Raw genomic sequence first — 12,845 nt, 5'->3', positions numbered from 1 at the left:
TTTCCATGATCATGCTTTCGGATTTGTTTATTAACACGGAAGCATGATCATAAGTATACCTTGATCATACTTCCATAGATGTTTCGCTGGAACTGCCCTATTTTACTCGGAGACATGATCAAGGTGTTCAGGTCTTTATTGCTCCGATATTACTTACTATTTTTCGTTTAAATTAGGTTGGTCTAACATAATCCGTAATTTAGCTTAAGATTATAATCGTTCCGGTAGAAAATTGATTTACATTGTAAATGAGTGACGCTGTAACACTTTTTATTTTTAAGTTTAGGTGTCCACTTATGAGAAGATTATTTGATTAAAAATAGTTATCTTTTTGACCATAAATCATAAAAGCGTCGATTTGGGTGTTTTTTTATGTGATGGTAATTCAAAATGTTCGTGCACCTTTTTGTTGTTTTTGGTCTTTACTGCTGTACAATTGCAATTATAAATCCTTCCAACGGAATTTGGCATGAAAAGAGAAAAAACGATTGAAAACCTTCTTGAGTTAGCGGAGCTGACTCAGCAGGTTCAAGCTGACCGTATTGAAATTGTTTTAGAAGAGCGAAGCGATAACTACTTCCCACCAATGTCGAAAGCGATGATGGAAACCCGTTCTGGTCTAACTCGCCGTAAGCTCGACGACGCGATTGGTAAAATGGAAGCCGCTGGGCATCAATTTACTAAAAACAACGCGAATCATTATTCAATTACGTTAGAAGAAGCACACATGCTCATGGATGCGGCTGAAGTGCCTAAATTTCATGAGCGTAAAAAGAATTCAGGTAACAAACCTTGGATTATTAATGTGCAGAACCAAAAGGGCGGTACAGGTAAATCAATGACCGCGGTTCATTTAGCGGCATGTTTAGCGCTAAATTTGGATAAACGATACCGTATTTGTTTAATCGACTTAGACCCACAAGGCTCGCTACGTTTATTCCTCAACCCGCAAATCAGCATGGCAGAGCATGATAATATCTATTCTGCGGTAGACATTATGTTGGGTAACGTGCCTGATGGTGTGGAAATTGACAGTGAATTTTTACGTAAAAACGTATTGCTGCCAACGCAATATCCGAACTTAAAGTCGATTTCAGCGTTTCCAGAAGACGCGATGTTTAATGCGGAAGCATGGCAAACGCTATCTGAAGACCCATCACTCGATATCGTCCGTCTGCTGAAAGAGCAACTGATTGATAAAATTGCTGATGACTTCGATATCATTATGATTGATACCGGTCCACACGTTGACCCATTAGTATGGAATGCGATGTATGCATCAAATGCCTTGCTAATTCCTTGTGCGGCTAAGCGTCTGGACTGGGCTTCAACAGTAAACTTCTTCCAGCATTTGCCTACGGTATATGAAATGTTCCCGGAGGACTGGAATGGTCTTGAGTTTGTTCGCTTGATGCCAACCATGTTTGAGGACGACAATAAGAAGCAAGTTTCTGTTTTAACTGAAATGAACTATCTTCTAGGTGACCAAGTTATGATGGCTACTATTCCTCGTAGCCGTGCGTTTGAAACCTGTGCCGATACCTACAGCACAGTATTTGATCTGACAGTAAGCGATTTTGAAGGCGGTAAGAAGACACTAGCTACCGCGCAAGACGCTGTTCATAAAAGCGCACTGGAATTAGAGCGTGTGCTGCACTCTAATTGGCCGTCATTGAATCAGGGGTAATAAGTAAATGGCTTTGAAAACGTCTGAATTAAACGCGAAATTATTTGGCAAAACGAATAAGCGTCGTGTTGTGACTCCGCAAGAGGCGCAAACTGCGGCAAAAGAGAAAGCTCAAACGATTGAACTAGCAGTTGCAGGTGAAAATATTGTTCAGTTTGAACTTGTGCGTATTCCTGCAAATAAAGTTGCGACAGAAACAACAGTATTTGTTGATAACGCTCGTGAGCAATCGTTCTTAAACGAACATGCTTTATCTGATGTTTTGGTCACACTCAAAGAGCGTGGCCAACAATATCCAGCTGTGGGTCGTAGAACTGAAGATGGCAAGATCGAAGTTTTAGATGGTAGCCGTCGTCGCATGTCTTGTATCCTCGCTGAACAAGACTTTTTGGTTTATGTTGCTGACAACATTAATACTGACCATGCTAAGTTTTTGTCTGATGTGGCAAATGCTCACAAGCCGCTCTCTTTATATGAAAAAGGGAAAGAGATGCAGGCTAAGCTTGATAGTGGTGAAGCTGAGGATCAGAAAGCATTGGCAAAAATGTTCCAGTGCAGTGAAGCGTTGGTAAGTGGCGCTTTAAAAGCCGCAGCATTACCGTTAGAACTGCTTCAAGCGTATCCGAATGTTGGCGATCTCGGTCGCCCAACAATCGTGAAACTGCACAAACAGTTTTCAACGCTAACGCCAGAGCAGCAGCAAGAGCTGTTAGATAAATGTCGCTCTAGCGAAGGGTTTTTATGGCAGCGAAGCACTGCTCAAGGCGTTGCTCGTCTGACAAAAGAAGTCACGGAAAGCATCGAAAATTGGATTACTGAACTTGCACCAGCAAAACCTGGTAAGAAGACGGAAAAAGTCGACTTAGTTAAAGGTCGAGCAAGCTATAGCCGAAAAGGTAGCAGCCTGGCGTTGAACTTGAAGAAAGTTGACGACAGCTTAATGGAAGAGATTCTTGCGTTTGTACAAACCAAACTGCAATAACAAATGATGATTGAATCAACCGCCTCCGGGCGGTTTTTTTATATCTGAGAAGCGTCAAATTAAAGATGTGATACCATTGCGTCAGTTCAACGTTGGATAGACAAAATGCAGACACAATCTGATTTCCTTTCATCACTTCAACATCAAGCTCACCAATCTTTCCAAAGGATTGGTGTTGTCATTCAAGGCGAGGCTTCTTGGCAAAATGCGTTGATGTCAGAGTTCCATAAAACGCAGCGCCATCAACGTTGGTTTTCTGTTGGTGATTTTGGTTTGAAAAACGTATCCAGTGTTTCGTCTAAACAAGGGCACATGTTGCTAGGCAGAGAGTGTGACGTTCTATTGTTTGATGCTCGAAATGGCTTTGACGCCAATAGTTTTACCGCCGCGCTTGGCTCATTGGTTGGCGGCGGTTTTCTTATTGTCATTACTGAGCTGCGACAAAATGCGAATTTTGCTCAGCAATGGATGCACAAACAATGGGAGAAGCTCGTTGTTATTGAGCAAGACAAACCATTGCCAACGGCTCCAGACATCAAGCAAGCAGAAAAAGAAAGCCACTACACGGAACAAGAACATGCCATTTCTCTAATTGAAAAGGTGGTGACAGGACATCGAAAGCGACCATTAATTTTGACCGCTGATCGTGGACGTGGAAAAACAAGTGCCCTCGGAATTGCGTGTGCGAACTTATTACAGCAGAAGCCGCTTAGAATCTTAATTACGGCACCATCTATAAAAGCCGTTGAGCCTGTTTACCAACATGCTTTACGTTTACTCCCTAGCGCACAGCGTATTAAGAAGGACAGATTAGAATCAGGGCAGGGAGCCATTCAATTTATTGCTCCAGATGAACTATTATTGAGTCGACCTGAATGTGATTTGTTACTTGTCGATGAAGCGGCTGCAATTCCAGTTCCTATGCTCAAAAGCATTACCGAACATTATCATCGACTCGTTTTTTCTACGACTATTCACGGTTATGAAGGTTGTGGCCGGGGCTTTACGATTAAATTTGTTGATTGGCTTCAGAAACAGCGTTCGGGAATGAAAACATGGCACATGACACAGCCCATCCGCTGGAGCATGAATGATGCGCTTGAATCATGGCTCTATGACGCGTTTTTGTTGGATGCGGAGTTAACGCACCATCAACTTAAACAGGTCGACTCAATTTCCCTTTCTAAAGCCGATAAGAAAAATTTGATATCGCAGCCTAGTTTGCTGCGTGAGTGCTTCGCTCTTTTGGTGAATGCTCATTATCAGACCTCGCCGAATGATTTGATTCACCTTTTGCAAGACGACAACAGTCAGCTCTATTTTGCTAAGCAAGATAATGCGGTTGTGGGGGTAATATTAGCGGTCGAAGAGGGTGGGCTTGACGCTGAATTGGTTGAAGAAATTCAGCTTGGTAAGCGTCGTCCTAAAGGACACTTAGCCCCAGTTACGATTGCAAACCACCTAGGATTTCCGAATGTCGCGAATCTATCGACGCTGCGAGTCATGAGAATTGCTGTTCATCCGGAATTGCAAGGAAGAGGCATCGGTCAAAAAATGCTGCAGCAAATTGATCAAATGGCGGCTAAACACATTGCTTACTTATCCACGAGTTTCGGTGCGACGGAAGAGTTGGTCCATTTCTGGCTACAATCGAACTTCCGTGCAATTCGTTTAGGGTCAATGCGCGATGCTGCTAGCGGTTGTTATTCAGTCTTGATGGTCAAACCTTGTGATTCCCAACAGACGGCTTGGGTCGATGAATCTCAGGCGCTATTTGAAGAAATGTTGTCTAACAATGTGGCTGACGTCTATCCAAAATTAGAAGCCTCTATTTTTCGAGCTCTATTACCGCAACCTTTGGGAATGAGTCCACTTCATCCCGCTAAGTTATTACTAATTGAATGCTATGCTGATGGTGGTAACAGTTATGAGTCCGTGTCTGCTTGGCTTCAGCAGTGGTTACTTAACTTAGGTTTGAACTCAGCTTCCGACTTGATGATCAGTAAGCTTTTTCTTAACCGTAGTTGGACTGAATGTGCTCAGCAATTTGGTTTACCTGGAAGAAGGCAAGTTGAGCAGCAGTTAAGGGACGAAGTAAGACACATTTGGAACGATTTACACTGTAAACACTAAAGGGAAATTTACACTGTAAATGAAATTATTAGGAGCTGATTTTACACTGTAAATCCAGCTCCTTTTTATTTCGGCGTGTATTTTGATTGAGCTTTAGGTTAAATCGAAATGCTCTCTTAATATCTGTTTAAGCGTTATTGATGGATTACTTTCTTTAGTGACGTGAGCCCTATAATAAGAAATGCGAGGTTTGTTCAGAAAACGGATTTGGGTAGACTGAAAGTGTTGATGGGAAGCAAAGTGGTAAGGGTATGTGGAAGCTGTGTCTTGAGTTATCTGAAGATAAGACCAAGGTGATAGCCCGTCTTCCGGGAGAAGTGGACCTCGGTGGTGAGCTAAATCAAAATGAATTAAACGAGCAGCTCGTCGCAATGAACGCTGAAAAGATGTTTGTTGTTGAGGGGGAAGTCGTGAGATTCATTAACTGCGCCAAAGAACGTAAAGCCGAGGCCTACGAAGGCATCGTCATTGCGGAAAAACGCAACGCGCAAGTTGAGGTTGAATTATCGAATAATGACATGCTCGCCAGTATGAACGTTGTCGGCGCGTACGGAGGCCGAGGTTTACGTGGCCCCGAGATTGTTCAAGCCCTTGCTCAAGCGCGAGTTTCGAAAGGCATCAACAAACTGGCTTTGAAGAAAGTGTTGGTTGTCAGCACTCAGCTCAAACCCGGCGAAACTTTTTCTCAACCTGTAGCGGTTGGTAAGCAACCTATCAAAGGCAAAGACGCTCTTTTTACTCCTCTTGTTAAAGACATCACCAAACGCATCCTCAAACCCAAAGACGGCCAATCTGCTAGCGACAAAATTGATTTACGTAACCTCGGTGAAACTATCGCGGTTGACGTAGGCGATGAGGTGATGCGCCGCACGCCTGCGACCAAAGGTACGCCTGGTTTTACTGTTCAAGGGCGAGTGATTCCTCCACAAGCCGGAAAAGACAGCCCAATGAAGCCAGGCAAGGGCACCGAGATAAGCAAGCAAGACCCAAACCTATTGATTGCATCGGTATCCGGTACGCCTCTGATTAAAGACAAAACCATCGAAGTTGATAACGCACTCTGCCTCAATAGCGTTGGCGTGAATACAGGCCACGTGAAATTCAAAGGGAATGTGATTATCGGTGGCAACATTGAATCTGGCATGATTGTTAAAGCGACGGGTTCTATTACTGTAGGCGGCTTCATTGAATCGGCTGACGTACAAGCGCAAGACGACATCCAAGTTGGTAAAGGGATCATTGGCCACACCGTGAGTGATGGCCAGCCAAAGAGTTGTCACGTCAAAGCCAAAGGTTCGATTCGTGCCAGCTACGCCCAATATTGTGATTTGCAAGCCGGCGAAGATATTGAGTTGGCGGTGCACAGCATGAATAACGATATTGTTTGTGGGCGCAATCTGACGGTGCTAGACGCGAACGGTAGGAACGGCACGCTCAGCGGCGGAGATGCAAAAGTCGGTGGCAAAGTGGTGTGCTTACAATTGGGCGTAGAAGGCGACACCGCCACTAAGGTAGAAGCGTTCGCACGCTATTCTGCATTTAAGGAGCGATTAGCTGAGCTTAAAGAACAATACAAACGCGCTCAAGAAGGCACGATGGATGTGATTCGTAAAGAGCTCGAATTTAAGAAACGTCCTAAAGCCGAACGTACCGACGAAGAACAAGCTCAGATTGACGTGATGAAAACACAAAACAACGAGCAGCTTGAAGCGATAAAGCAAAAGCTAGAACAAACGGAACATGACTTTGAAGTCGCGTTAGAAGAAAATATTGTCGAAGCCAAAGAGCGTGTATTCACTCGCGTGACGGTGCAGTTTGGCGACGAACAAGTAACGACAAAGCGCACTCATGGCGGTTGTTCGTTCCGTTTCAATCAATACGAAATTAAAGTCTCGGCGAACTTGGAAGAAGAGGACGTCGCTGCGGTTTAAGCTTTCTTACTCACTGAGCCCACACGTCGCAACAAGATGTGTGGGCTTTTTTTATCTACAAATCGACAATGTGCTCTTGATAGTAGTCCGCAAGCGCACCCACTTGGCTGCTACACATTACTTTCATTGCTTGTTTAATGTGTTCTATTGGCCAGTTCCACCATTGGATATTGAGTAGAGTTTCAATCTTTTTATCGCTGAATCGTTGACGTACGACTTGGTTGTTTCCAACCACCACAGAATAAGGTTGCACGTCTTTCGTCACTACGGCGCGTGCTCCGACGACGGCTCCATCGCCGATGTTTACTCCGGGCATGATCATCGCCTCACTGCCAATCCAAACATCATTTCCCACCACTGTGTTTCCGGCACGCTCGAAACCGTCTTGTACGCCTTCTCCAAATTCTTCAGGAGAGAAGGGGAAGGTCGAAATCCAGTCAATGCGATGACCTTGGTTTCCTGCCATCATGAAGGTGGCTCCAGAAGCGATGGAACAAAACTTGCCAATGATTAATTTGTCGATGCTATCGGGTTCTCTACTTTGCCATTCTTGAAGTGTGACGGGGTCACCCAACAAGTAGCGTACCGCTTGCTCTTCGAAGCTTTTTTGATGATAGAAGCCCGAGTAATAGCTGTAATCGCCAACGATGATATTGGTATTAGTGATGTGATCTTTAATGACTTGACCTTTTAACCACGTGTCGAAAACACTCATAACTCATCCTTTCAAATTTAGGTTGTACAGAGTTTAGAGGCTTTCTATTATTTCCAGTAGTTTGATTTTAGAGATTCAGAATTACTGTATGGAAATAAAATGGCTCAGCTACGTACCACTTTACGTCGCTTTGTGCGAGGAGCGAAGTATTGCTGGCGCAGCAAAGCGCCTGAATTGTTCGAATGCGCATGTAAGTCGGCAACTTAAACAGCTTGAAGACATATTGTCGGTGCAGCTTATTCAGCGAACTACGCGCCAGTTTAATTTGACCTACGATGGTTTGCGGTTTTATCAGCAGGTAAAGCAACTGCTCGAAGGCGCTGAGCAGATCAATGAGCAAGTCATGGCAAACGAGATCGTATCGGGAAAATTGAGAATAGCGGCGTCTGCTTCTTTCGGAGCCGCGTTACTCAGCCAAACATTGATCGAGTTTCGATTGCAACATCCACAAGTGAGCGTCGAAGTGATCTTCACAGAGACACCTCTCGACTTGATTGAGGCTGGGTTTGATATCGCATTCTACTTTACCGATACTCCTCCAGAGGGATACGTCGGCCATCAGCTACGCACTTTACACTGTAAACCGATCGCTCATCGCTCGTATTTAGCTGATAAACCAAATGTAAGTACGCCAGAGGAGCTTGGTGACTTAGAGCACATCCTTTATAAAAGTCGCGACTTGGTGTTAGATAAGTGGACGTTTACGCATAAGCAAACTCAACAGCAGTGCAGCATTGAGTTAGAAAGTACGCTGAGTTTTAATCTTGTCCAGTCCATGTTGGATGCTACTTTGGCTGGCTGTGGTGTAGCCATGTTAGATGAATTTGCACTGGCTAAACTCGACCCTGCACAAAAAGAAAAACTCGTGAGTTTGCTGCCAGAATGGCAAACGGATGCGATTTTGCCGCTTTATCTGCTTTACCCAAAACGTGAGCACTTACCAAGAAGAACGCGAGCGTTCATTGATCACTTTAGGAACATATATTCTGTCGGCGAATAGCGACAACAAACTTAGCAACAATTGAGGAAGCAAAGGAATGCGAAAACACTGTATTGCGATTGGCGGTGGGGGCTGGATGATGGGAGAGAATCCGAGCCCGCTCGATCAATACATTTTGTCTTTGTCTGGTAAGGAGAATCCAAACATTTGTTTTCTACCGACAGCCACGGGAGACGCCGATGAAGTGATTGAACGTTTTTACGATGCGAAGCTTAGTGAAAACGTGACCCATTTTCCGCTGTTTAAGTTTGAAGCTGGTTGGAAAGAAACGCTATTTGAACAAGACATCATTTACGTCGGTGGCGGTAATACGCGTTCGATGTTGGCCATTTGGCGCGAATGGGGTATCGATAGAATACTCAAGCAGTGTTATGAACAAGGCATCATCATTTGTGGCATGAGCGCAGGTGCAATTTGTTGGTTTGAGTTTGCGGTGACAGACAGTGATCCCGAAGCATACCAAGTTATGCGTTGTCTTGGATTTATTGACGGTTTGGCTGCGGCGCATTTTTCTCATGTAGGTGAGAAGTTCGAGGTTTTCCAAGCCTTTGCTCGTTCTCAACCGAGCATCACTTGTTATGGCATTCACGATTATGCGGCATTGCACTTTGTCGATGGAAAATTGTTAGCTACTGTCACCAGCTTTCCTGATGCCGGTGTGTTGGTTAAAACAGGTAACGAAGAAAACATATTGCGAGGGTGAGCTTCTTCAAATCAGCATTAAAGGCAATAACTACTGACCGGACATAGAAGAAGCTCATGGATTCAGCTAACTTACATTAAGTATCGTGCTTACAGCTCGTAACGCAGACCTAAGTGGTAGTAGCTTTCGTCTGCGTGTGCACCGCCAAACGAGACTTCTTGTCCATTGCTGTAGCCACGCGAGCCGTTACGATCAACGTAGTTTGTGTAGATAGAAGAACGAGGCGTCAGTTTGTATTGCACTTCTAGCGTTGTATCTTTCAGCTCTAGCTCGTCACCATCACTGTTTTTTAAAGAACGATAACCAGCACGCAGTACCCATTTGTCATTTACACTGTAAACCGCCGTTAGTTCCATCACTTTGTCGGTACTGGTTTGTGAGTAATAGCCCTCTAGTTCATCTTCCGAGTACAACGCACCCAACATCAAATCACCTAGGTAGTAACGCGTACCTGCGCCCCAGAATGTGTAATCGGTGTCGTTGCTTTCACGTGCATCACCTTTATTCTTCTGCATCGCTATCACTGGTGCCAAGGTACCCAAATTCCCCATGTCTAGCGTATAACGCAGTGCAGCGTTGTAACCGTAGTCGAGCTCAGAAGTGTTGTTTCCTAAAATGTACGCGACAGAAAAATCGACATTACCTAGGCTGTTTTGGTATTGCAGCGTGCCATCTTGACGGAAAACTTGCGTTGCGGTTTTGTCGACTTTATTCGCTTGGCGCGCCATAGAAACATCGGAAGAGGCGAACACATCACCAATGTCGGTAAACATAATCAACCCAGATGCCACGCGACCACCAGTAATGCGACCATAATCTTTCGCATCAATACCCGCCCATACATAACGTGCGGTCAGAGACGGTTTGTCGTTTACTTGGTTTGCGTATTCAGCGGCACCCACTTGGTATTGCGCTTGGCCGATGATCGACGCGTACTCGTTGATGGTTTGTGAACCGTTTAAACCAATACGGCCATCAAACTCGCCATTTGCATCGCCGTGCTCATCATTTTTACTGGTGACATTGAAACCAAGACGAGAGTAAATATTTAAAACTGACCCATCTTCCGCTTGATACAGCTGCGCTGCCATTGCGTTTGATGCCATCAATGTTGGGAGAAGTAGAGTCAAAATGTGCTTTTTCATGATTAACGACCTTTCATTTCTATTGTTTTAGGTACGACAAAGCCCCTTCCGAGTAACGGAATAAGAAAAATTGTCGTGAAGTAGAGAGAGGGTGCGCCCTTGTTTGCCAAGGGCGCGAGCTAGTCCATTCCTATAGGGGAAGAATGATTTAGCTTAAATCGACGCCTTTGCAGCCAAAGAAGTAAGTCGCGAGGAAGCCGACGATGTAAGAGATAAGCAGGCCAGCAACAAACACCATCATGCCCGGGAAGATGCCATTTTCAGATGTCATGAGAGGAATCGCCACGATACCGGATGGGCCAAACACCGTATTAAGACCAACTGGTAAGCCAAGGTAAGAAACTAAACCGATAAAGAAGCCGCCCGCAGCACCACCAATACAAGCGGTAACGAATGGTTTTACACGTGGTAATGTCACGCCGTAAATCAATGGTTCGCCAATGCCTAGAAGACCCGGAATAATAGCGCCTTTAACTTGAGTGCGCAGTAGAGCGTCTTTTTTGGCTTTGAAATACAGCGCCATTGACGCGCCAACCTGACCGCCACCTGCCATCGCCAGGATAGGGAATAGTGAGTTAAAGCCCTGTGCTTCCATCAATGCGAAGTACACTGGAACAAAACCCTGGTGGATGCCAAATACCACAGAAATTAAGAACAAACCTGCCAAGATTGCAGCGCCTAATGGGTTATCGTTCAAGTTGAGGAACAACCAAGACATCCCTTTAAACAGCTCGCCGCCGATTGGCATTATGATCAAGAAGGTTACCGCACCCATGATCAACAGAGTGATAACGGACGTTAAGATCATGTCCAGATCATCTGGCATGTATTGACGAACCTTACGCTCGACTTGTGCACCGATGATCGCTGCTAAAAGTACGCCGATAATGTTGCCGCGCGGATCAATCGCAAAGCCGAAAAACTCGTTCATGCCAGAGTAAATGCCGGATGTCGCCTCTGGGTTGTAACCCAGCACAAACAAAGAGGCGAGAATGGCACCATTAACACCAGAGCCGCCAAACGCTTGCTGCGCGTTGTAACCAATCAGAATACTTAGGAAAGCAAACAGACCCTTACCAAAGACTTTCATGTAGGCGATCAAATCCAACATAAACTGGCTTGGTGTCTGGTCGAGAACAAACATTTGTTCCAATAACGTCGCAAAACCTAGCAACAAACCAGCGGCAATAAAACCAGGGATCAACGGCGTAAAGATAGTGGCAAACTTGCTTAAAAAACGCTGAACCGCACTGGTTTGTTTGCTCTTCATCTGCTTTTTCTGCTCGGCTGCGACGGCAGAAAGATCTTGTTGCGGCATATCTGCTTCTTCACTGTCACCAGAGGTTAAGCTGTCGATCAATTGATTCATCATCTCAGCCGCTTGTTGAGCTTTTCCGGGACCGAGAATGATCTGAAACTGCTCATCGCTTTCCACCACACCCATTACGCCGGGAATTTGCTTGATAACTGATTGATCAGCCAAGCCATTGTTGGCGAGCGATAAACGCAAACGCGTCATACAGTTACCACATTTGCTTACGTTGCTACTGCCACCCACTGCGGACAGCAACTGCGATACTGTGTTTGAAGTTATTTTTGCCATAGGGTCTATCCTTCAGAACTCGGATTATTTAGTTATTATTTAGTGCTGCGCGAATAAAGCCGTTGTGCGCGGCGAGGCGTGATTTGGCTTGTTCGGCATCCAAATCGGCCAAAATCATTAAGATGGCGGTTTTGCAGTGGCGACCGCAGGCATTTAATGCTCGCTCTGCTTCTTCTTTTGATGCGTCGGTTGCTTCCACAACAATGTTGGTTTGGCGTTGTATGAGCTTGGCGTTAGTGGCTTCTACATCCACCATTAAGTTGCCAAATACCTTACCGCTACGAATCATTGCGCCTGTCGTGAGCATGTTTAGCACCAGTTTTTGTGCGGTGCCGGCTTTCATGCGAGAAGATCCAGTGACAACCTCTGCGCCAACTATCGGCAGAATCGCGATGTCGGCCGCTTCTGCCATGGCACATTCTGGATTACAGGCGATAGATGCGGTCGTGGCTCCGATGGATTTAGCGTAGTCCAAACCACCTAGTACATAAGGTGTACGGCCACTCGCTGCAATGCCTACAACCACGTCATGCTTGGTGAGGTGAAGTGCTTTTAAGTCGTCTTGACCCATTTTCGCGTTGTCTTCTGCGTTTTCTACCGCTTTTAAAATTGCTTGATGTCCACCAGCAATTAAGCCAATCACCATATCTGGATGCGTGCCGTAGGTAGGAGGACACTCGCTTGCATCAAGAATGCCTAAGCGACCTGACGTACCAGCTCCCATGTAAATTAAACGGCCACCATTTGCAAAAGCTTGGGTAATTGCGTCAACTGTCTCTGCAATTTGTGGTAGCACCGCTTTTACCGCGAGCGGGACTTTTTGATCCTCTTCATTAATGACTTGCAGCATCTCGATTGTCGAAAGCGTATCGATCTCGGCACTGGCTGGGTTACGGCTTTCTGTCACCAATCTGCTTAAATCAATTTTCATGTTTTGCACTCTTTG

At 45.2% G+C, this 12,845-nt stretch carries 10 protein-coding genes; 6 read left to right on the top strand and 4 right to left on the bottom strand.

What is annotated here, in order from left to right; all coding sequences use genetic code 11:
- Positions 1-469 precede the first annotated feature (469 nt).
- The 4 genes from R7Q48_RS05930 to R7Q48_RS05915 all read left to right on the top strand — a co-directional run bounded on the left by R7Q48_RS05930 (position 470) and on the right by R7Q48_RS05915 (position 6,733).
- Positions 470-1,687, top strand: a complete 1,218-nt coding sequence (locus R7Q48_RS05930) for an AAA family ATPase (protein ID WP_005374503.1) — start codon at positions 470-472, stop codon at positions 1,685-1,687.
- 7 nt (positions 1,688-1,694) lie between these two features.
- Positions 1,695-2,669, top strand: a complete 975-nt coding sequence (locus R7Q48_RS05925; RefSeq protein ID WP_005374504.1) for a ParB/RepB/Spo0J family partition protein — start codon at positions 1,695-1,697, stop codon at positions 2,667-2,669.
- A 105-nt stretch (positions 2,670-2,774) separates the two neighbouring features.
- Positions 2,775-4,802 carry a tRNA(Met) cytidine acetyltransferase TmcA gene (locus R7Q48_RS05920; RefSeq protein WP_256903094.1) on the top strand — a complete coding sequence of 676 codons (2,028 nt, stop codon included), beginning with the start codon at positions 2,775-2,777 and terminating at the stop codon, positions 4,800-4,802.
- 251 nt (positions 4,803-5,053) lie between these two features.
- Positions 5,054-6,733 carry a DUF342 domain-containing protein gene (locus R7Q48_RS05915; RefSeq protein ID WP_167415796.1) on the top strand — a complete coding sequence of 560 codons (1,680 nt, stop codon included), beginning with the start codon at positions 5,054-5,056 and terminating at the stop codon, positions 6,731-6,733.
- A gap of 55 nt (positions 6,734-6,788) precedes the next feature.
- Here the strand turns inward: R7Q48_RS05915 and catC are convergent, their stop codons facing one another.
- Positions 6,789-7,448, bottom strand: coding sequence for a type C chloramphenicol O-acetyltransferase (gene catC, locus R7Q48_RS05910; protein ID WP_262592630.1), 660 nt, complete (start codon positions 7,446-7,448; stop codon positions 6,789-6,791).
- A gap of 88 nt (positions 7,449-7,536) precedes the next feature.
- Here catC and R7Q48_RS05905 point away from each other — a divergent pair, with 88 nt between their 5' ends.
- Positions 7,537-8,448 (top strand): LysR family transcriptional regulator, encoded by a 912-nt coding sequence (locus tag R7Q48_RS05905; protein WP_017635661.1) that lies wholly within the window; start codon positions 7,537-7,539, stop codon positions 8,446-8,448.
- 37 nt (positions 8,449-8,485) lie between these two features.
- Positions 8,486-9,151 (top strand): peptidase E, encoded by a 666-nt coding sequence (locus tag R7Q48_RS05900; protein WP_054575283.1) that lies wholly within the window; start codon positions 8,486-8,488, stop codon positions 9,149-9,151.
- Between the two features lie 89 nt (positions 9,152-9,240).
- Here R7Q48_RS05900 and R7Q48_RS05895 read toward each other — a convergent pair whose 3' ends face one another.
- The 3 genes from R7Q48_RS05895 to murQ all read right to left on the bottom strand — a co-directional run bounded on the left by R7Q48_RS05895 (position 9,241) and on the right by murQ (position 12,830).
- Positions 9,241-10,296 (bottom strand): porin, encoded by a 1,056-nt coding sequence (locus R7Q48_RS05895; RefSeq protein ID WP_213866649.1) that lies wholly within the window; start codon positions 10,294-10,296, stop codon positions 9,241-9,243.
- Positions 10,297-10,444: 148 nt separating this feature from the next.
- Entirely contained in the window at positions 10,445-11,899 is a 1,455-nt protein-coding gene (murP, locus tag R7Q48_RS05890) for a PTS N-acetylmuramic acid transporter subunit IIBC (protein ID WP_213969223.1), read from the bottom strand.
- A gap of 28 nt (positions 11,900-11,927) precedes the next feature.
- Positions 11,928-12,830, bottom strand: a complete 903-nt coding sequence (gene murQ / locus R7Q48_RS05885) for an N-acetylmuramic acid 6-phosphate etherase (RefSeq protein ID WP_017635657.1) — start codon at positions 12,828-12,830, stop codon at positions 11,928-11,930.
- Positions 12,831-12,845 lie beyond the last annotated feature (15 nt).

The organism is Vibrio sp. 378 (genome assembly GCF_033339435.1).
This window is presented reverse-complemented; position numbering and strand designations above follow the sequence as displayed.